The organism is Streptomyces sp. Inha503, from assembly GCF_047215865.1.
Taxonomy (GTDB): Bacteria; Actinomycetota; Actinomycetes; order Streptomycetales; family Streptomycetaceae; genus Streptomyces; species Streptomyces lycopersici.
The window spans coordinates 6456477-6476121 of the sequence record NZ_CP178360.1 but is presented as its reverse complement, the minus strand read 5'-3'; the positions used below and the strand labels follow the sequence as shown (position 1 = coordinate 6476121).

The following is a 19645-nucleotide window of genomic DNA, read 5'->3' as shown; positions in this document are numbered from 1 at the left end:
GATGGCGTGGCCGCAGGACATCCTCGATAAGCGCGTCGAGCTGAACGTGGGCGGCACGTGGACGGACATCACCGGCTACGCCATCCGCGACCCGATCACCATCACGCGCGGCCGCTCGGCTGAGGCCGGCGATGTGGACCCGGGCCAGTGCACGATGACCCTCAACAACCGGGACGGCAGGTTCAGCCCCCGTAACCCGCTGTCGCCGTACTATGGCCAGCTCGGCAGGAACACGCCCATCCGGGTCTCCGTGCACCAGGGATCGCGCCGCCTGGTGATCCCCAAGGTCACAGGCGCTAAGGCCACGACCCCGGACGCCACCGCGCTGGACATCACCGGCGACATCGACATCCGCGTCGACCTGGCCCTGGACAACTGGAACGACCTGGCAGGTGCCCAGTTCGTGGAGCTGGCCGCCAAGCAGGACCTGGTGGCCGACCAGCGGTCATGGCGGCTCATGCGCCTGCCCGACGGCACCGTTGAGCTGACCTGGACCACCGCCGGGACCGGAGCGAGCGGCATCAGCGTGCACTCCACCATCGTGCCCGTCGTGCCCCCGTCCGGGCGCCTGGCCATCCGGGCGACGCTGGACGTGGACAACGGCCAGGGGGGCTACACCGTGGCCTTCTACACCGCCCCCACCATCGCGGGCCCGTGGGCCCAACTCGGCGCCCAGACGGTGACCACCAGCGGCACCACGAGCATCTTCAACAGCACCGCGCCGCTGGAGATCGGCGACATCGCCGGAATCAACCTCAGCCCCGGCATCGGCCGGTACTACGCGATCCAGGTCCGCAACGGCATCGACGGCACCCCGGCCGCCGACGCGGACTTCACCGCCCTGGCAGCAGGCACCACGTCATTCACCGATGGCGCCGGGCGCGCGTGGACACTGGTCGGCGGCGCCGAAATCACCGACCGCCGCGTCCGGTTCGTCGGCGAAGTCTCTGCCTGGCCCGCACGGTGGGACGTCTCCGGCCAGGACGTGTACGTGCCCATCCAGGCCGCCGGAATCCTGCGCCGCCTCGGACAGGGCGCCAAAGCCCTCGCCTCCACGCTGCGCCGCCGCATCCCCTCCTTCGGACCGCTGGCCTACTGGCCGATGGAGGAGCAGGCCACCGCCGTCCAGGCGTACAGCCCGATCGCCGGTGTGCAGCCGATGCTCGTCTCCGGCCTGGCCTGGGCTCAGACTGACTCCCTGCCCAGTTCCAGCGCGCTGCCGGCACTGGCCAGCACCAGCGGGGCCGCGCTGCCGTCCATCTACGGCAGGGTCCCGGCCCCGTCCAGCGCCATCACCGGCTGGTGCGTGCAGTACGTATACCGGCTGGACACCGCCAACACCACGATGCGGACGTTCCTGCGGGTGCTGTCCACAGGCACCGTCAACGAGTGGTACATCCAGCAGCGCAACGACCTCTCACGCCTCATCGGCAAGGACGCCGACGGGAACACGCTCTTCTCCACGGATCTCCTCACCGGCAGCGACCTGTACGGGCAGTGGATCCGGGTCGAGCTCAGCATCAGCCAGAGCGGCAGCACCGTGACGTGGGCGATCATCTGGACGGACGTCGGCGGCGAAGCCGGGGCCGTCGACGGGACCTTCACCGGCACCCTCGGCCGACCGACCGCTGTCTCCTCGCCGCCGGGCGGCTACTCTCCGGACCTGGACGGCATGGCCATCGGCCACATCTCCGCATGGCCGGTGACGCTCACCACCGCCTACGTGGGGGCCGTGGACGCCTGGGCCGGGGAGACCGCCGGGGAGCGCATGGTCCGGCTCTCCGGGGAGGAGAGCGTCCCGCTCACGGTGTACGGGCTGGCCAGTGAGCAGGAACAGGTGGGTGCCCAGCGGCCTCAGTCGCTGGTCGATCTGTTCTCGGACGCGGCGGACGCCGACGGCGGGATCTTGTTCGAGCAGCGTGAGGCATCGGCGCTGGCCTACCGGGACCGTGCGGGCATGTACAACCAGCCCCCGGCCCTGGCGTTGGACTACGCGGCGAACGACCTGGTACCGCCGCTGGAGCCCACGGATGATGACCAGGCCACCCGCAACGATGTCACCGTGCAGCGCGCCGACGGGAGCGCGGCGCGCGCGGTCCTCGAGGAGGGCCCGCTGTCCGTGCTGGCCCCGCCCGATGGGGTGGGTGTCTATGACGAGTCGGTGACGCTCTCCCTGTTCCAGGACGAGCAGGCGGAGCCGATCGCCTGGTGGCGCGTTCATCTGGGCACGTGGGATGAGGCGCGGTACCCGCGGGTGAGCTTGAACCTGGCGCGGCGGCCGGGGATGGTGGACGACGCGGTGGCGGTGGATGTCGGGGACCGCATGACCATCGCCAACCTGCCTGCATGGATGCCGCCGGGCGGGGCGAATCTGCTGGTGCAGGGGTACACGGAGACGATCACTCAGTACGAGTGGCTGCTGGACTTCACGTGCACCCCGGCGGGGCCGTGGACGGTGTCCGAGACGGCGTACGTCGAGGGGTTCGAGGACAGCGCCTACGACGTCACCATGTCCAGCGGCGGCACCCTCCCCTGGACTCGCACCAGCGAGCAGGCACACAGCGGGTCCTGGTCACTGCGCTCCGGTGCGATCAGCAACAACCAGACGTCGGATGCCGTGCTCTCTTTGCCCTCGCACGCCGCCGAGGTGTCGTTCTGGTACCGGGTGAGCAGCGAGGCGTCTGGCCCCGGGTTCGAGGGTGACCGGCTTCTGGTCTACGCGGACGACACTCAGGTGCTCCGGGCGCAGGGCACCGCGAGCGTGGCCTGGACCCGCGCCAGCCTCGACGTCACCGGGAAGTCCACGGTGACCTTCCGGTACGCCAAGGACAACAGCGCCTCGGCCGGGGAGGACGCGGCGTACATCGACGACCTCGCGGTGACCCTGGCCACCACCCCGCTCGCCCGGGTGGACACCGACGGCAGCGAGCTGGCCGCCGCGGTGGACGCCGACGACACCACCCTCACCGTGGCCATCACCGCGGGCCCGGTGTGGACCACCGACGGCAACGAGTTCCCCCTGGACATCCAGGTCGGCGGTGAGGTCATGACCGTCACCAGCATCGCGAGCCCCGTATCCGACCGCTTCCAGCGCCTCGTCACCAGCGGATGGGGCACAGCGGACACCGGGCAGGCGTGGACGGTCACCGGGGGCAGTGCGGCCGACTTCAGCGTGAAGGGGGGATGACGTGCCAGACCTGTACGCGAGCTACACCGACCTGGCCGCGGCCGAGACCGAAGGCGTGGATTACGAGCGCCGCACGGTGCCAGTGACGGGGTCGACGTGGTGCTCGATCGCGATCCACGGCGGCGCGATCGAGCCGGGCACCGGCGAGGTGGCGCGGGCGGTGGGCGCGTCGCTGATGTCGCACTACGAGTTCGCGGGGATCAAGGCGTCCGGGAACTCGGACCTCCACGTCACCAGCACGAACTTCGACGAGCCGATTGCCCAGGGCATCGTCACCGGCTCACGGCGGTGCCTGTCCATGCACGGCTACACCGGCACGGCCGGTCTGGCCGAGACCTCCCTGGGCGGGCTGGACGCCACCACCGGCGCGCGCGTGCAGGCCGCGCTTGAGGACGCTGGGTTCCGGGTCATCTCGGCGGCCCAGGAGATCAGCGGCTCGGATCCGGCGAACATCTGCAACAAGACGACCATTTCGGCTGGCGTCCAGCTGGAGATGAGCGCTGCCCTGCGGGAATCCTTTTTCCCGGGCGGCGATACCTCCCGGACCATGCGGGACTCCGGGCAGCGAACGACCACCTTCAACGCCTACGTCACCGCGATCCGGACCGTGTTCGGGCAGGGCCAGGTCTCTCAGGGCAGCATCAACGTCAGCCGGTGGGCCACCGTGCCGTCATCGCTGCCGGATGTGGACATCGTCTGTGCGATGGGCACCGACAAGCTGGCCACCGGAGGCCCGCACTTCTTGCACCTGGTGGGCCGGTACCAGGACGCCAGCAACAACTACCTGGCCAGGCTGGCGTGCAACACCGACCAGACTGTGACGTTGACTCTGCGCAAGCGGGTCGCGGGCGTGGAGACGCTGCTGGCGACGGCCGCCAATACCACCGGTCTGGCCCATGCCGCGGGCCGCATGTTCTGGCTCCGGCTCCAGATCACCGGTAGCACTCTGCGGGCGAAGATCTGGCAGGAGGGCGACTCGGAGCCGGACTGGTCCGTCACCGCCACGGACACCAGCCTCACCGCGGCAGGGTCGATCGGCACCCGCTCCATCCTGTCGTCGGCCAACACCAACACCCTGCCGGTGGTGGCCTCGTATGCCGACTTCGAGCAGCTCGCGCCGCAGTCGTTCACCGTCACCCGCGCCGTCAACGGCATCGTCAAGAGCCATGCCGCAGGGACCGCGGTCACCGTCGCCAACCCGGCCATCGTCGCCCTGTAGGAGGATCCGTGGCATTCACCTTGTGGCAGCCCGGCCAGCGCATCACGGCCGACCGTCTCAATGCGATGGTCGGTGACTGGGTGCCGTACACCCCGAGCTGGACCGCGGACTCCGGCACCACCACGCTCGGAGACGGTCTCCTCAGCGGCCGGTACCAGATCGTGGGGCCGACGGTGAACTTCACCATGCGCTTCCAGTGGGGCTCGACGACCACCCAGTCCGTCTCCGACTCCAACTGGAGCTTCAGTCTGCCGGTGCCCGCGTACACCGGCGACGGCAACACCTGGCAGGCCCTGGAGGCGTGGATCTTCGACACCTCGGCGTCCGCCCGCTGGCAGGCATCCGCCTACGTCAACGCCTCGACCCAGACCCTCACCGCGATCTGCGTCAACGCGGATGGAGGGTTCATGGATTCGGCGGAGATGCCCTCACAGACCGCGCAGGGCTCCAGCACGACCAGCGTCCAGCCCGGCAGCACCACCTGGGCGAACGGCGACCGGATCAACATCTGGGGCTCGTATGAGACCACATGACCGATCACTCCGGGGACCGGCCCCGGCCCGCACACGGGAGGCGCAGATGGCTGTGCAGGTCTGCTCACTGATCACCGACACCCCGCAGCTCATCCCGGTCGGCGGGTATCACGTGGTGCGGTTCCCGTACGGCTCGGCCGAGTCGTACGACGCGCACGGCATGCACCAGGTGGTCCAGCCTGACGGGAGCGAGGTCACCGACTGGCGCACGGACGACCGGGCCGGGCTGATCTGGCCCTCGGCGGACGGCTGGGGCTCGCTGACAGCCATGATCCAGTGGGCGCCGGGTGACTACACCGAGCTGCGGGACCGGTTCGTCCGCGACCCCCTCGGCGAGCCGGACTCCACAGCGACCGACCACCGGCCCCCGTCGCCGGGCATGCAGTGCTTCACCAAGCATCACGAGATCTTCGTGTACCACGACGTGCCGCTGTCCGTGATGGTCGCCCACACCTCTGACCAGGCGTGCGAGCTGGTGTTCGCCGAGTTCAAGCTGGCCATCCACTCCACCTGACCACCTGACCACCCTTACGAAGGAGAACCGGCCATGGCCACACCACTGACCGCCGCCGCAGCCCTCGCGGCCCTGCGCGCAGAGGGCTGCAAGGTCACCGAGTACAAGTCGTGGCGCACGCACAATCGGGAAGGTCACGGCACGTGGGGCCCGATGAACGGCGTGATGATCCACCACACCGTCACCCGCGGTTCCACCGCCGCGCAGACGGCCGATTCGGTGGCCCTCTGCTACAACGGCCACGCCGACCTGCCCGGCCCGCTGTGCCACAGCGTGGGCGCCAAAGACGGGCAGATCTACATGGTCGGCTGGGGGCGCGCGAACCATGCCGGGCTGGGTGACAACGATGTCTTGCAGGCGGTCATCGCCGAAAAGGCCCTGCCCGCGGACAACCAGGCCAACACCGACGGGAACGCCCGCTTCTACGGCATCGAGCTGATCAACCTCGGCGACAGCCACGACCCGTGGCCCGAGGTGCAGGTGGACGCTGCGGCGCGCTGGGCTGCCGCGCTGTGCCGGGCGCACGGCTGGACGGAGCGGTCGGTGATCGGCCACAAGGAGTGGCAGCCCGGAAAGATCGACCCCACGTTCTCCATGCCCGACTTCCGGACCCGGGTCGCCAAGCTGCTCGCCGGGAAGCCCGGCAGCGGGAGCAAGCCGCCCACCACCCCGGCGCCGACGACGTACACCGTGAAGGCGAAGGACACCCTGTCCGGCATCGCCGCGGCGCACAAGCTGACGCTCACCCAGCTCATCGACCTCAACCCCGCTCTGATCACTCCGGGGGACAAGCTCCGGATCAAGAAGTAGGAGAACCTCATGGCTCACGTCACAACGATCGCCAAGACCGCCCAGACCTATGCGCGGGACCTCGCCGAGAGAGTCCTGGCCACATTCGTCGTCGCCTCAGCCGGGGTCGCCATCGCGGCCGGCCCCGCGGACATGTTCCACGCCTCGTTCTGGGAGTCGGTCGGCGCGGGCGGCCTCGCTGCTGCTGGGTCGCTGGTGAAGGGGATGTTGGCCCGCGCGTTCGGTGACAAGAACAGCGCGAGTGCCGCGCCTGGCGTGTAGGAGGACTGTTGGACGCCACCACCCTCGGCGCGCTCATCGCTGGAGCGGCTGCGGTGATCGGCGCGGTGGTGGCGTTCGTCGGTAAACGTGGTGAGAACGCAATCACCGGCTACAGCTCGCTCACCAACGACTTGCAGGAGGAGCGCGACGCGCTCCGCACACAGCTCGCCGAAGCGCACGCACTGCGTGCCGCTGATCAGGCCGAGATCACTCGGCTCCGTATCGAGATCGCTCGTCTTGGAGGGACCCCGTGACCCGCACTCAGCGAGTCCTGGCCCGCCGATGGCGAGGTGTCCTCCTCGTGTGCGCGCTCGTGGCGCTGTCGGGTGCGGTCCTCGTCATCTGGGCCCGCATCAACCATGAGGCGCAGCGTGCGGAGCAGCTGCGCGCGGAGGCTGACCGGCGCGGCACTGCGGTGTCGACGCTGGCGACGGACGTGCGGCGGCTGCGCACGCAGCTCAAGAGCGAGGGGAAGACCCCGGTGGCGCCGGACCCGACCCGGGCGGTGGATAACCTTCCGGAACGGGCTGAGGTCCCGGTGCCGATCCCCGGCCCGCGGGGGCCCGCTGGCAGCCCCGGGAGGGCTGGCCGGGACGGGGACGCCGGGGCTCAGGGGAGTCCAGGGCCGTCCGGTAAGTCGGGGGTGGACGGAGTTGACGGTGCGGCCGGGCAGCAGGGGCCGCAGGGTGAGCCTGGTCCGGCTGGCTCGCAGGGGCCCGCGGGTCCGCCGGGCGTGGACGGGAAGGACGGCCGGGACGGAGCCGATGGCCGGGACGGGCAGTCCTGCCCGGCCGATTACCACCTGGAGGCCCCGAGCTGGGACCCGGATGCGTTGGTGTGCAGGAAGGACGGTGCGCCGCAGCCGGAGCCGACGGACAGCCCGAGCACGCCGGCCGCGCTCGCTCCCGATCGGCGGCGTCTCTGACCTTAATTCCGGGCGTGGATTCTTCACGCTGATCGTTAATGCCCCCTCTCGGCTGCGGCCGGGAGGGGGCGCTTCGTCATGCTCAGCCGTCGTCGGGGTGCCGTACGGACTTCTTGACCGCGGCTTCCAATTCGAAGCGGTTGAGCCCGGCCTCCTTGGCGTGCTCGGTGATGGCGGCCTGGACCGTCGCGGCGGCCGTGAACCAGCTCGCCCACTGGGCAGCGTGCTCGTCGCCGACGAGGCCGCTGAGCTTGGCCTGCTCGGCGTCGGCCGCCGTCTGGAGTTCGATGAGTCTGTCAGGGATGTCCACGCGCTGGATGATAAGCCGCGCTCTCGGTCAGTCCCGGGTAGCACCCTCCGGCCAGATCACCCGAGAACGAACACCGGTGCGCTCGGCGTAGGCCACGGCATCGGCCGTTCCGCCGTACCCGCGGGCTGGCTGCCCGTCCCAGACAGCGACCAGTTCGTCCACTACGCCCACCAGGATCTCGCTTCCGGCCATGTGCGCCTGGGAGTCCGACTCCACCATGCCCGTGCGGTGGATGTCGGCGGCCTGCTGGATGAGACGGTCGTAGGTCTGGTGGTGCTCCTCCGGGAGGCCCTCGCGGTACTTCTCCGCAGGCACCACCACCTCAAGGCGGCCTCCAGCTTCCAACACCAGCTCAGCGAACCAGGCGTCAGGGCCGTCAGCGATACACGAGACTCCGACCAGATCAGGCCCGTGGCGCGCGACTTCCTCTTGAAGGGCCCGGCGGACCAACTGCTCAGTCTCTGCGGGCAGGCCGCGGTGGCCGGTGATGCCGAGGCGCATAGCCGCTCCTTTCATGGTCACAGGTAGATGCCGTGTAGGCGGTCGTCGAACTCGCGGACAGCCCTGGGGGGAGTCGTCGAAGTGTAGGACCGTCGGAGCCCACGGGCGCGCTCGATGATCCGACCTGACCGATACCGTGCGCCTGTCTCAAGTGCCCGCCCGGCCAGAGCGAATGCACCATCCAGTCGACCAGTCGCTAGTTGAGCGGCGGCCAGGTCGAGCATGAGCAGCGCACGCTGCTTCTCGTGGCTCGATGTGAGGGCCGCTGCGGCTGCGTCCTGGGAGGCGGCCACCCACTCGGGGAGGCCGAGCCGTGCGCCGCAGGTGAGCCGGGCGGCTGCGACCTTGGTGTGGGTGAAGGTGAACACCCATGGCCACGGTGGCGCCTGTTCGTCCTGGACGGCGTCGGTGCTCCGGGCGGCCTGGTCGAGCGCGGTTTCCGCGGCGGGACGATCCCCTGCGGCCGCGTGTGCGAGCGCTTCGACCGTGGCGAGCCACGCGGTGGCGATAGCCGGTGCTGCGTCGCCCAGCTGGCGATGGGCTTTGCGGACGAGGGCAAGCCCCTGGGGGGCGTTCCCTGCGTCTGCCTCGAATCCGGCCAGGCTGCCGAGCTGGTAGGCGAGGAGTAGCCGGTCGCCGGAGGTACGCGCGGCCTTGATGGCTGCGCCGTACCAGGTGCGGGCCGATCCGATGTCGTTCATGTCCCAGGCTAGCCAACCGGCGAGGGAGGCTGCTTCGCTGCCTACGGCGGCCAAGCGGGCTCGCTGCTCGACCGCGGCCGCGCTGGTGATGGCTTGGGTGAGCCGCAGGTGGGCCAGGACTGGCTCGGAGAGCTGCCGGGAGGGGGTGGTGCCGTCAAGTCGGCGGAAGGCTGTGGTGGCCACGCGGAGGGTAGCGGCCTGGCCGGTGTCTGTCGGTTCGGGATGACGGGCTGGCAGGGCGGGCGCGGCGATCGTCGCCGCGGTCCCTGCGAGGAAGTTGCGCCGGTGCACGTCGTGCGGTCCATTCTCGGCGACATGCGCCGCTGTGTGGTCGGCGAGGCCAACCAGACGCGGGGGGATGTGCAGGTGCGTGGCGGCTCTCGCCAGGATGGTCATGTCGTATGAGGCTGTGCCGCGTCCTTCGAGACGAGAGACGGCGGACTGGCTGATCCCGCAGGCGTCGCCGAGTTGGCTCTGGGAGACGCTGGCGTCGCGGCGGGCCAGGCTGACGACCCGCCCGTAGTCGCCTTGGCGGGCGGCGTCCCGAATCGCCTGTGAAGACCAGTTCATGCCTACTCCTGTTGGTACCTGGGTCTCACGATTTGCCCGCTACTCGTATGCGCTGGCTGCATACGCGTATGCGCGTGGCGGGTCAGCGCTGGTCGATACAGCATGACGCGCGGTTTCGTCTCCTCACTACCCGTAACGGGGAAGGGGACGCATGAGTATCGAAGCCCTGCCGTGGACACCGCCGAACACCGAGGACGTCGAGGCGTTACCGGTAGGCAAATGGTGGGACGCCGTCCGAGCAGCCCCGACTGTCGGCGAACGCGCCCTGAAGACCCTCGGTGACCAGAACGGCGCCGTCATCCAGGACAAGCACGGCCCTCTGTACTGGCTCGTCCCCGTGGGCTCCGCGTCGAGTTGGCATCTACGGCAGGTCCGCGTCCTCGCCGAGCTGGCCGACGAGATCACATACCTCGGCGTACCCCCGGCCTCTTGGACCGATGGCCTGCGCACCCACTGGCGCGTGCCGCTCTCGGCCAACCGCTACCTGACGGACGCGGAGAGGTTGTGGGGGGCGCTGGCCGAGGCCGACCGCGCCGAGTACGGGCGCGCGCCCGAGGGCCGCCAACTCTGCTACCACTGCAAGCTGCCCACCGACGAGCCCATCCCGGTCGAGGCGGAGGAAGGCCGCAGCGACGTCGGCAAGATCACGTACGCCTGCCCTCCACACGCGCCCCTCTATTCCAAGCGCCGCGCGCGGACCCTCACCAGCGCGACCGCGACCGAGCACGAGGGGCGCCGATGAAGGGAAGCCAGCAGACCACCGTGCGACCGGGCCCAGCCGCCGAGGTCGAGTGGCGCGCGGCCCTGGACCACGCCGCGGGCTGCCCTACCTGCCAGACGCCCGGCGCCAGGTGCGAGGCCGGGGAGCAGCTGCTCCTCGCCTACGAGGAGGCCGCGCGGCAGGCCCGGTCGGGAGGCGCCGCATGATGGGCCACCGCAAGGCCACTCCCGCCGAACGGGCAGCCAGAGCCGAACGGATCCTGCGGGATGCCGGGTACCGGCCGCTCGCCCCGTATCCGGGCCTCGCAAACTCCCCTTGGGCGGCGGTGTGCACAGGGTGCGACACCGTCCGGTACCCCACGGTGACGGGTGCCCAGCAGGACCAGTGCAAGCACGTGCGGCGCGAGCAGCCGCCCCCACCCCGCCGCGAGAGGCGGAGTCCGGGAGGCACCGGATGAGGCACCGCCGAAGGCCCCTCGCAGTGCGGGCCGGGCTGCTCGCCTTCCGTGCCGCCCGGATGGGCCTGCTGCTCGCCATGGTCCCCGCGCTGCTGTTGCTCGCGCTGCTGGTGCTCGCGGTCTGGATTTGCGTCGTGAGCACCCCAGCCCCATAGACCGGGTGGGTCGCTGGTGTTCCGGGCCCCCGTACCGGACGACGGCGCCAGCGGCCCACCCCTAGACACCCTGCGGTCGGTGCAGCCCAGGCGCGGCCGCTGACCGCAGGGCAGGGACTCCGGCCCCGAAAACGGGACCGCGGGCCGGAGTCCCCTCACAGAAGATCCGCATACGAATGGAGAACACCATGACACTGACCATGGAACGCACCCAGACCGCGAGGCCGTTCGGGCTGTCCAAGGCCGTCCCCGTCGCCGACGAGACGCTCACCCTGCCGACCCTGCACCTCTGCCCCGAGCGGCAGATCAACGTCACTGCGGCCGGGGCCCCGTTCATCAACGAGCCGTCGATGAAGTCTCAGATGACGACCACCACGCAGACCCGGGAGGACAGCCAACTGGCGACTGACACCGAGAATGACACGGACTGACGTCGGCGACCGAGGGATCTGAATCATGACCGTCCTGGTGCTGACCCGGCCCACTGACGCGACCGCTGACCTGGTCATAGCGGAGCTCAACGAGCGATCGGTTCCCGTGTGCCGCCTCGACCCCCGGGACTTTCCGGAGGCCATGACGGTGGCCGCGGGGATCGGCCTCCACAACACGCTGTGGGAGGGCGTCTTACGCGGCCAGCACCGGGACGTGTCCCTTGGCGACATCCGGTCGGTGTACTACCGGCGCCCCGGCACGTTCCACCTGCACCCGGACATGGGCGAGCAGGATGCCGCCTGGGCGCTCGCCGAGGCGAAGGCCGGGTTCAGCGGGCTGCTGTACTCGCTGCCCGCCCTGTGGGTGAACCACCCGAACCGAAACGCCCTGGCCGCGTTCCCGCCCGTCGCCCTGGCCGCGGCCGCCCGAAGCGGACTCTCCATACCCCGGACGCTGATCACCAACGACCCGGCCGAGGCCCGTGAGTTCGTCTCCGCGCTGCCCGGCCAAGTCGCCGCATACAAGGCACTCGGCACCGCCCACCCTGGCGACCACGGCGACCGGCCACAGGCCCTGTGGACCACGCAGGTCCGACCCGGCGAGATCGATGAGTCCGTCCGACGTACCGCGCACCAGTTCCAGGAGTGGGTGGACAAGGCATACGAGGTGCGGCTCACCGCCGTTGGGCCCGAGTTGTTCGCCGCCGAGATCCACGCAGGCTCAGACGCCTCCCGCATCGACTTCCGAGCGGATTACGACAGCCTGACGTACAAGCCGTGCGAGATCCCCAAGCGCATCGCCCGAGGCGTCCACATGCTCACGTTCACGTTCGGCCTGCGATACGCCGCCCTGGACTTCCTCGTTAACCCACAAGGGCGCTGGTACCTGATCGACGTCAACCCGAACGGACAGTGGGGATTCATCCCCGACCTGAGAGCGCCCATCACCCGAGCACTCGCTGACCTACTGGAGAGGGCCCATCCGTGAGCATCACCGACGCACCATCCGCTGACGAACTGCGCCAGCACATGGCCGACCACCTCGTGCGGACCGGCAGTATCCGGTCCAAGCCGTGGCGCGCCGCCTTCCTCAGCGTCCCCCGCCACGCCTTCGTCCCCGACTTCACCGTCCGGGCACAGGGCAGCCTGCACCGGTACAGCCAGGGCGACCCCGCATGGCTGGCCGCGGCCTACCAGGACGTCTCCCTCCTGACCCAGTTCGACCAGGACGGCACCGCGACCAGCTCCTCCACGCAGCCGTCCCTCATGGCCGAGATGCTCGAGGCCCTCGATGTGCGGGACGGGGACACCGTGCTGGAGATCGGCGCGGGCACCGGCTACAACGCCGCGCTGCTCTCACACCGCCTCGGACCCGGGCATGTCGTGACGGTCGACGTGGACCCCGAGCTGGTGGCCGCGGCGCGGACCCGGCTGCGCTCGGCCGGGTACGAGCCCACCCTCGTCGCGGGGGATGGGATGGTCGGCTACCCGGAGCGCGCGCCGTACGATCGGCTGCTGGCGACGTGCGGAGTGGGCCGGATCCCGACGCCCTGGCGGGATCAACTGCGCCCGGGCGGGGTGATCGTGGCCAACATCGGCTGCGGCATCGTGCGCCTGGTGGTCCACAATGACCACTCCGCCGGCGGCCGGTTCCTCCGCGGCCTGGCCACCTTCATGAACGCCCGGCCGACCCCCGAGACGGTGGGAACCACCGCAGGGCGGCTCGTGCAGCCGGTGATGACGTGGTCCGGCGAGACCAGGGAGATCATCCTCCCCGCGGTCCTGGACGCGCCCGGAGCGCAGTTCCTCACGTCGCTACTGCACCCGCAGGTCAACGACTTTGCTGTGGTGGATGACGAGGGCCGGCAGATCCGGTGCCTCTTCGACCCGGAAAGCTCGTCGTGGGCGCGCATCACGATGACCGGGGCCGGGGTGATGACCGCTCGGCTCGACCACGGGGGACCACGCGATCTGTGGGCGGAGCGGGAGCCGCTGCTCACCCACTGGCGGGACGCCGGGCGACCGGGGCATGAGCGCTACGGCCTGACGGTCTCCCCGGACGGCGCTCATACGTTGTGGCTGGACGAGCCGGATGGCGTGAGCTGGCAACTTCCGGACTAGGCCCTCGTATGGATCTTCCGAAGGTGTTCCACTGCACGTAACAGGTACCCGCTGGTAGACGCTGACCTAGCCGGAATCTAATTGGGCACTGCATGGATCAGCAAGGCTCAAGGATCACAGTCGTGGAACAGCTTGTAAGAGGGGACACCGAGGGCGCGGGCCAGGCGGGCGATCTGGTCGATCGACGTCGGGTACCTGCCGTTCTCGATCCGGCTGATGGTCTTGTTGTCGATCTCGGCCCGCGTGCCCAGCTGCATCTGCGTGAGCCCCTTGTCGAGGCGCAGGGTGCGGAGCCGCTGCCCAACGGCCCAGCGGTGTTGCTGGATCCATGGTGGAAGATCGTCGGGCGGTGGCACCTTCTTACGCTCGGGCGATCACGTGCGGAAGTCTTTACCACATGTGGTAAATCGCAGGCTGAGCCCCGCGCCTCGGCTCTCGGGGCGCGCGGGGTTCGCAGGAGCGGCGCGGTGGCGGCGTACAGGAATCCGCCGCAGTGCGCCGTTAGACGCTAAGGCTTTGGCCAAAGCGTCCCGCCCCGGGGGTGAGTCACCCCCGGGGCGGTTAGGTTTACGTGCAGGCGCCCCCGCCGACATTCGCGGCGGGGGCGCTCTCCCGTGGCGTGAACCTCCCCGTCCACTGCCCACGGGTCTGCTGAGGCAGGAATCGGCGACGCTGGATGGGGAGCAGGCCGCCCCTCGGGGTCTCACTTTACGATTTCCGTACCCCTGTAGCCCAGGGTTACACCCTGTTTCATTTAGGTGATCCACTGGGGTTGTGGACTCTATGCGGACTCTGATCATGGAAACGCCCTCCAGGGTGATCACCTGGAGGGCGTCTCATCAGGGGTGGAGCCTAGGAGAGTCGAACTCCTGACATCCGCCATGCAAAGACGGCGCTCTACCAACTGAGCTAAGGCCCCTTCGCCGATCAGGATACCTGGTACCGACCACCATTCCCGACCGGGTATCGCTCGCGCGTAGCGCTCTCCGTAGGATGCCACGCAAGATTCGCGGCAGCGAAGCGAAGGGGAGAGCGAGATGGACGCAACACAGCAGGATGCCACCGCGCGCGCACGGGAGCTTCAGCGCAGCTGGTACGGGGAGCCGCTGGGGGCGCTCTTTCGCCGTCTCATCGACGATCTCGGTCTGAACCAAGCCCGTCTCGCCGCTGTCCTCGGTCTGTCCGCGCCCATGCTCTCGCAGCTCATGAGCGGCCAGCGGGCGAAAATCGGCAACCCCGCCGTGGTTCAGCGGGTGCAGGCGCTCCAGGAGCTGTCCAGTCAGGCGGCCGACGGCAGGGTCAGCGCCGCCGAGGCCGCCGAGCGCATGGAGGAGATCAAGAAGTCCGCGGGCGGCTCGGTCCTCAACTCCACCCAGACCACGGCGAGCACGGGCGCCCCGACCGTACGGCGGGTGGTGCGCGAGATCCAGTCGCTGCTGCGGTCCGTGGCGGCCGCGGGGGACATCATCGATGCCGCCGACTCCCTCGCCCCCGCCCACCCGGAGCTGGCAGAGTTTCTCCGTGTGTACGGCGCCGGGCGGACCGCCGAGGCGGTCGCCCACTACGAGGCGCACCAGAGCTGACGGGCTGAACTGCTGACGAGTCGATGACGGGGCGGGCACGGCGCGATGGGTGAGATCTTCGCGGGCCGGTACGAGCTGGTGGACCCGATCGGGCGCGGGGGCGTGGGCGCGGTATGGCGCGTCTGGGACCACCGCCGCCGACGGTACGTGGCAGCGAAGGTGCTCCAGCAACGCGACGCCCATACGCTGCTGCGCTTCGTCCGGGAACAGGCCCTGCGGATCGATCACCCCCATGTGCTGGCACCGGCCAGCTGGGCGGCCGACGACGACAAGGTGCTGTTCACCATGGACCTGGTGGGCGGCGGTTCGTTCGCCCATCTGATCGGGGACTACGGCCCACTGCCGGCCCGCTATGTGTGCACCCTGATCGACCAGTTGCTCTCCGGGCTGGCCGCGGTGCACGCCGAGGGCGTGGTGCACCGGGACATCAAACCCGCGAACATCCTGCTGGAATCCACCGGGACCGGGCGGCCGCACGTCCGGCTGTCCGACTTCGGCATCGCGCTGACCAAGGGCGAGCCGCGCCTGACCGAGGCCAATTACGTAATGGGCACGCCCGGCTACTTCGCTCCCGAGCAGATGATGGGCGACGACCCCGACTTCCCGGCCGACCTCTTCGCCGTCGGGCTGGTGGCGCTCTATCTGATCACCGGGCAGAAGCCGGACGGGGAGGCGCTCGTCAAGCTCTTCGAGCAGGGGGTGCCGAACGCGCCCACCGGGGTGCCCGAACCGCTGTGGCAGGTGATCGCGGGGCTGCTGCAACCGGATCCCGAGAACCGCTTCCGCACCGCCACGGGCGCGCGGAAGGCGCTGGCGACCGCGGTCGACCTGCTGCCCGAGGCCGACCTGGACGACGATGCCATCGAGGTCTTCGACCAACTCGGGCCGCTGCCCAACGGATTCGGCCCCGACGGCCCCACCCGGCCGCGCCGCCGGCACGCGAAGGCCGATCCGGCCGCGCCCCAGGAGCCGGCCGCCCCGCGGCCGTCCATGTCCGACACCGGCAGCTTCACCCTCCCGCCGCCGCTCCCCCGGAACGAACAGCCGCGCGCCCCGCACACCGAGGCCCCCGGAACTCCCGGCGCTCCGTCCTCCGGTGGCCCGTCCGCCGAAGTCCAGCACCCCGCAGCCCAGCCCCAGCGCCCCGAAGTCCGGCACCCCGAACCCCCACCCGCTCAGACGCCCCTGAACCGGACCCCACCGCACCAGACCCCACCGCCGCGGCCCGCGGGCCCACCGACGCCGACGCCCCCGCCGCCGACCGCACAGCCCGCGACTCCGCCCCCGCCGGTCCAGCGGCCGTCGACACCCCACCCACTGACCCCACCGACCCCCTCGACGGCGGCCCCGATCCCACCGGCCCCACAGCCGCCCGTGCGCCACCCGCACCACGCACAACAGCAGCCCCCACACCCCGTACAGCCGGTGCAGCACCCGCACCCGCATACGCCCACCCCCGCTCCCGCTCCGAACGCGGCTCACACGCCGACACCGACGCCAACGCCGACACCCACGCCGACTCCGACCCCGACACCGGCGCCGCCCCCGCGTGACTTTCCTTCTACTCGTCCATACACCGCGGAGCGGCCGCGGGTTCCCTCAGCGACGCGGCGGCGCCCCGGACCGTCCCGGAAGGCCACGCTCGCGATCCTGATCGTGGCGGCGCTGTGCTTCGCCATTGGCGCATGGGCCCTGGTGGCGGCGGGCTGACCCGCCGCCAGGCCGACAACCACGAAGCAGGCCCCGGACCCGCCTCCGAGCAGGCCCCAGACCTCAACTACCAAGCAGGCGGCGGCCCGTACCCCTGCCGCGCCGAGGCCCGCCGCCGGGCGGTGAGCGTCCACACCCCGAGCCCGAGCACCAGCACCGTACCGGTGCCGATCCCCGCGTACCCCACCACCCGCAGCGCGTCCTTCGAGTCGGCGACGCCGGAGCCGGAATTCGCCATCGGATCGCCGTCCGCCGCGAGCGGATGGCGCTTGGCCGCCCGCCGGTCGGCCGCCGTGAGGCCGAACCCCGCCTCGACCGGGTCCTTGTCGTAGGTGGGTCCGCCGCGTGCGTCGCCCGCGACCCGTACCCGCAGCACGACCGGCACCGAGCTGTTCAGATGCGGTGCCACCTGCGGCGGGTTGAGGGTGACCGCCAGGAAGTACCCACCGCTGAAGCTCATCGCGCGGACCGTGGAGCCGGTGTTCGCATACCGGTTTCCGTAGGCCACAGGCGCGGTGGCCACCTGGGTGCGGGGCGGCTCGCCGTCCTGCGCGGCGGGGGTGCCGCGCTTCGCGAGCCCGCGCGCCGGGTTGTAGGCGTGCAGCGCCACGGCGCGGTCGAGCAGACGGGTGCTCTGGTCCTTGCCGTCGGCGGACAGTTCGGCGACCGCCGAGAGTCGCTGCCCCCAGTCCACGGGCACCCGGTAGAAGTGCGTCTCCCCCGGCGTGATCTCGTCCCTCCACACCCCGGTCCCCAGCGTCGGCGCGTCGGTGAAGCCGCGCCCGCCGCGCCTCGGCAAGGGAGCGCCGTCCAGCGGCTCGGGCGACGGCGAGCTCGAACTCCCCTCCGGGGCCGCCCCCGTGGCCCCGCCCTTCACCGGTGGCTCCACCATCAACCGGAGCTCCACGGGCCAGCGTTCCTGGTCCGGCGACCCGTCCTGGCGCTCCACGGTCACCACATAGCGCCCCGCCTGGTGGCAGGAGGCCGGGCCGGAGTCGATCTGGCGGGAGGCGTAGTCGGCCAGGGGATAGGCCACGCCGCTCGTCTCGATCTTCGGGGAGGCGGTGCCGCAGATGCCCCCGTCCGGGCTCTCCAGGGTCACCTTCACGCCATCGCGGTACGAGGTCACCTCCGCGCCCGGCCGGGGTGCCGCGACCGCCGAGACATAGGCGGCTGACTTCGAGTCGAGCGTCACGCCGTAGTACCGCTTCTCGCCCGGTCCGACGCTGTCGACATAGGTGCGGCCGGCCGTCAGGGAAGGGGCGCCCGTCTCACCGCCGGAGCCGGATATCCGGGTGCCGCGGGTCTCGTACGCCCGGGCCCCGGCGGCGCCGTCGGCGAGGGACGTGCCCGGTGCCGCGGCCACCGCGCACAGCGCCGCCGCCGCGGCGAGACCGGCCCTGACCTTGCGGCGGTCCTTCATCGCGCGTCACTCCTCGTCGTACCGGCCGGTCGGCCCGCTCAACCCCGGCCTGTTCGGGCTCGTTCGCCCCGACCCGGCCGGCCCGCTCAACTTTGCCCGTGCAAGCTATTCGTTTGCGAGAGTGAAACACGAAGGCCCCCGTCATCCCATCCCCCCGACACCCCCGTCATGCCATCCCCCGAAGGCCCCGCCGCTTCCCCGCCATGGCGCCAGTAAAGCCGACGGGGCCCCGACCGCTCCAGCGGTCGGGGCCCCGTACCGGGACTGTTGTCGGAGCTCACACACCCGAACCTGCGGGTACGGAGTCGGTCGCCTCCGTCCACAGATCCTGCTCGGCGCGATCCGCCTGGATCTGGCGGTACACGAGGAGCCCGCCGATGGCGGCCAGTGCGACCAGGAGCAGCTTCTTCACCGCGCTACCTCGTCTCTTTCTTGACGTAGGGGACCTCTGGCGCCCGATGATACACACCGACCGATACCGATCGGTGACCTATGACCGGCATTGGCCGACGAGAAACCGGGAAGGAAGCGGGGATCAACTCCCTGCCCCCATACGACATCAGCCTGGACGAAGAAGATCTCCATCCAGGCTGACCGCGACGGTGGGGCTAACAGGACTTGAACCTGTGGCCTCTTCCTTATCAGGGAAGCGCTCTAACCGTCTGAGCTATAGCCCCGCGCTGCACCGAAAGATTAGCGCACCACCTGCCCTGTCCCAAAATCGGTAACGGGCGGCCCGCTACTCGTCCTCGGCCAGGGTCAGCTCGACGCCGCCCACGAAGCCGGCCGACAGGTTGTAGATGAAGGCCCCGAGCGTGGCCAGCGCGGTCGCCAGCACCACATTGATCACGGCGATGATCCCGGTGAACCCCAGGACACGCGGAAGCGACAGGAAGGACTCCAGGTCGAACCCGCTGCCCTTCTGCGACTCCGTGGCGTCGCTTATGGTGCCGCCCACGGCGCTGAAGACACCCATGGCGTCCATGACCATCCACAGCACCGCCACCGCGATCACGGTGCAGATCCCCAGCGCGATCGCCAGCAGGAAGCTGACCTTCATGACCGACCACGGATCGACCCTGGCGACCCGCAGCCGCGCCTTGCGGGTCCGCGGCGCCGGACGGGCCCCCGCGGACGTACGGGGGCGGCGGACGGCCGTGGCGGCCTGCTGGTGCCCCGTCTGGGCGGCCTGGGCCGACTGCCCGGGCACCGCGGAGCCGCCCCGTCCGGCCCCGCCGCCGGGCGGCGGGGCGTATGCCTGCGGCGGGTGGTACGGCTGCGCGGGCTGGGCGGGGGCCGGACGCTCGTTGGGGAGCGGGCTGGAGTACTGGGGCTTGGGGTTCGGATCGCGCTGCGGCCGCAGCTTCCGGGTCTCCGTCACCGCCGCGGCGGAGTCCCCGGCCGGGCCACGGGCGCCGTCCCCAGCGGTGTGACCGCCCGTCGGGGCTCCTGATCCCGGACGCCCTCCGGCGTCCGCACCGCCGCCCGCGGCACCCGTGGCTCCACTCACGAC

Annotated in this window: 23 protein-coding genes and 2 tRNA genes; 16 read left to right on the top strand and 9 right to left on the bottom strand. The window is 70.5% G+C overall.

The genetic code is table 11. The features are described 5' to 3' along the window. Position 1 precedes the first annotated feature (1 nt). Genes ACJX2R_RS26785 through ACJX2R_RS26750 form a run of 8 tightly spaced genes read left to right on the top strand, consistent with a single transcriptional unit; the run spans position 2 to position 7449 of the window. On the top strand, positions 2-3187 hold the full coding sequence (locus ACJX2R_RS26785) for a hypothetical protein (RefSeq protein WP_413102213.1): 3186 nt from the start codon (positions 2-4) through the stop codon (positions 3185-3187). Between the two features lies 1 nt (position 3188). Continuing rightward, the gene (locus ACJX2R_RS26780; RefSeq protein ID WP_413102212.1) at positions 3189-4406 is read left to right on the top strand and encodes a poly-gamma-glutamate hydrolase family protein; all 1218 of its coding nucleotides are present in this window, start codon (positions 3189-3191) and stop codon (positions 4404-4406) included. 8 nt (positions 4407-4414) lie between these two features. Further along, the gene (locus ACJX2R_RS26775) at positions 4415-4939 is read left to right on the top strand and encodes a hypothetical protein (protein WP_413102211.1); all 525 of its coding nucleotides are present in this window, start codon (positions 4415-4417) and stop codon (positions 4937-4939) included. 46 nt (positions 4940-4985) lie between these two features. Further along, positions 4986-5453, top strand: coding sequence for a hypothetical protein (locus ACJX2R_RS26770; protein WP_413102210.1), 468 nt, complete (start codon positions 4986-4988; stop codon positions 5451-5453). Positions 5454-5486: 33 nt separating this feature from the next. After that, positions 5487-6263 (top strand): N-acetylmuramoyl-L-alanine amidase, encoded by a 777-nt coding sequence (locus ACJX2R_RS26765; RefSeq protein ID WP_413102209.1) that lies wholly within the window; start codon positions 5487-5489, stop codon positions 6261-6263. Between the two features lie 9 nt (positions 6264-6272). Next, a complete protein-coding gene (locus ACJX2R_RS26760) occupies positions 6273-6524 on the top strand; it encodes a hypothetical protein (protein ID WP_413102208.1) in 252 nt (83 codons plus the stop codon). Between the two features lie 8 nt (positions 6525-6532). Beyond that, positions 6533-6778 (top strand): hypothetical protein, encoded by a 246-nt coding sequence (locus ACJX2R_RS26755; protein WP_413102207.1) that lies wholly within the window; start codon positions 6533-6535, stop codon positions 6776-6778. Continuing rightward, complete coding sequence (locus ACJX2R_RS26750) at positions 6775-7449, top strand: collagen-like protein (protein ID WP_413102206.1); 675 nt, start codon at positions 6775-6777, stop codon at positions 7447-7449. The genes ACJX2R_RS26755 and ACJX2R_RS26750 overlap by 4 nt, the downstream gene beginning before the upstream one ends. A gap of 82 nt (positions 7450-7531) precedes the next feature. On the opposite strand, the gene ACJX2R_RS26745 is transcribed toward ACJX2R_RS26750, so the two are convergent. The 3 genes from ACJX2R_RS26745 to ACJX2R_RS26735 are packed head-to-tail and all read right to left on the bottom strand — an operon-like array spanning position 7532 to position 9531. Then, on the bottom strand, positions 7532-7759 hold the full coding sequence (locus ACJX2R_RS26745; RefSeq protein WP_413102205.1) for a hypothetical protein: 228 nt from the start codon (positions 7757-7759) through the stop codon (positions 7532-7534). A gap of 27 nt (positions 7760-7786) precedes the next feature. Continuing rightward, positions 7787-8260 (bottom strand): hypothetical protein, encoded by a 474-nt coding sequence (locus ACJX2R_RS26740; RefSeq protein WP_413102204.1) that lies wholly within the window; start codon positions 8258-8260, stop codon positions 7787-7789. A 17-nt stretch (positions 8261-8277) separates the two neighbouring features. Then, positions 8278-9531: a helix-turn-helix domain-containing protein gene (locus ACJX2R_RS26735; RefSeq protein WP_413102203.1), complete on the bottom strand. Its 1254-nt coding sequence runs from the start codon at positions 9529-9531 to the stop codon at positions 8278-8280. A 151-nt stretch (positions 9532-9682) separates the two neighbouring features. On the opposite strand from ACJX2R_RS26735, the gene ACJX2R_RS26730 reads away from it, so the two are divergent. From ACJX2R_RS26730 to ACJX2R_RS26705, 6 genes are all read left to right on the top strand, one after another. Then, on the top strand, positions 9683-10273 hold the full coding sequence (locus tag ACJX2R_RS26730) for a hypothetical protein (protein WP_413102202.1): 591 nt from the start codon (positions 9683-9685) through the stop codon (positions 10271-10273). After that, complete coding sequence (locus ACJX2R_RS26725) at positions 10270-10458, top strand: hypothetical protein (RefSeq protein WP_413102201.1); 189 nt, start codon at positions 10270-10272, stop codon at positions 10456-10458. The genes ACJX2R_RS26730 and ACJX2R_RS26725 overlap by 4 nt, the downstream gene beginning before the upstream one ends. Before the next feature lie 247 nt (positions 10459-10705). Continuing rightward, complete coding sequence (locus ACJX2R_RS26720) at positions 10706-10864, top strand: hypothetical protein (RefSeq protein WP_413102200.1); 159 nt, start codon at positions 10706-10708, stop codon at positions 10862-10864. Between the two features lie 188 nt (positions 10865-11052). Continuing rightward, a complete protein-coding gene (gene tgmA / locus ACJX2R_RS26715) occupies positions 11053-11295 on the top strand; it encodes a putative ATP-grasp-modified RiPP (RefSeq protein ID WP_413102199.1) in 243 nt (80 codons plus the stop codon). A 25-nt stretch (positions 11296-11320) separates the two neighbouring features. After that, the gene (gene tgmB / locus ACJX2R_RS26710) at positions 11321-12283 is read left to right on the top strand and encodes an ATP-grasp ribosomal peptide maturase (RefSeq protein ID WP_413102198.1); all 963 of its coding nucleotides are present in this window, start codon (positions 11321-11323) and stop codon (positions 12281-12283) included. Then, the gene (locus ACJX2R_RS26705) at positions 12280-13416 is read left to right on the top strand and encodes a methyltransferase domain-containing protein (protein WP_413102197.1); all 1137 of its coding nucleotides are present in this window, start codon (positions 12280-12282) and stop codon (positions 13414-13416) included. The genes tgmB and ACJX2R_RS26705 overlap by 4 nt, the downstream gene beginning before the upstream one ends. A gap of 107 nt (positions 13417-13523) precedes the next feature. Here the strand turns inward: ACJX2R_RS26705 and ACJX2R_RS26700 are convergent, their stop codons facing one another. After that, positions 13524-13772, bottom strand: a complete 249-nt coding sequence (locus ACJX2R_RS26700) for a helix-turn-helix domain-containing protein (protein ID WP_413102196.1) — start codon at positions 13770-13772, stop codon at positions 13524-13526. A gap of 490 nt (positions 13773-14262) precedes the next feature. Beyond that, positions 14263-14335, bottom strand: a tRNA-Ala gene (locus tag ACJX2R_RS26695). A 118-nt stretch (positions 14336-14453) separates the two neighbouring features. Here ACJX2R_RS26695 and ACJX2R_RS26690 point away from each other — a divergent pair. After that, positions 14454-14999: a helix-turn-helix domain-containing protein gene (locus ACJX2R_RS26690; RefSeq protein ID WP_020869955.1), complete on the top strand. Its 546-nt coding sequence runs from the start codon at positions 14454-14456 to the stop codon at positions 14997-14999. Positions 15000-15044: 45 nt separating this feature from the next. Then, positions 15045-16709, top strand: a complete 1665-nt coding sequence (locus ACJX2R_RS26685) for a serine/threonine-protein kinase (RefSeq protein ID WP_413102195.1) — start codon at positions 15045-15047, stop codon at positions 16707-16709. A gap of 67 nt (positions 16710-16776) precedes the next feature. Here ACJX2R_RS26685 and ACJX2R_RS26680 read toward each other — a convergent pair whose 3' ends face one another. From ACJX2R_RS26680 to ACJX2R_RS26665, 4 genes are all read right to left on the bottom strand, one after another. Continuing rightward, positions 16777-18132 (bottom strand): hypothetical protein, encoded by a 1356-nt coding sequence (locus ACJX2R_RS26680; RefSeq protein ID WP_413102194.1) that lies wholly within the window; start codon positions 18130-18132, stop codon positions 16777-16779. A gap of 277 nt (positions 18133-18409) precedes the next feature. Then, a complete protein-coding gene (locus tag ACJX2R_RS26675; protein WP_003958712.1) occupies positions 18410-18544 on the bottom strand; it encodes a DLW-39 family protein in 135 nt (44 codons plus the stop codon). Positions 18545-18735: 191 nt separating this feature from the next. After that, positions 18736-18809 (bottom strand) — tRNA-Ile (locus ACJX2R_RS26670). Between the two features lie 62 nt (positions 18810-18871). Continuing rightward, positions 18872-19642 (bottom strand): DUF3566 domain-containing protein, encoded by a 771-nt coding sequence (locus tag ACJX2R_RS26665; RefSeq protein WP_413102193.1) that lies wholly within the window; start codon positions 19640-19642, stop codon positions 18872-18874. Positions 19643-19645 lie beyond the last annotated feature (3 nt).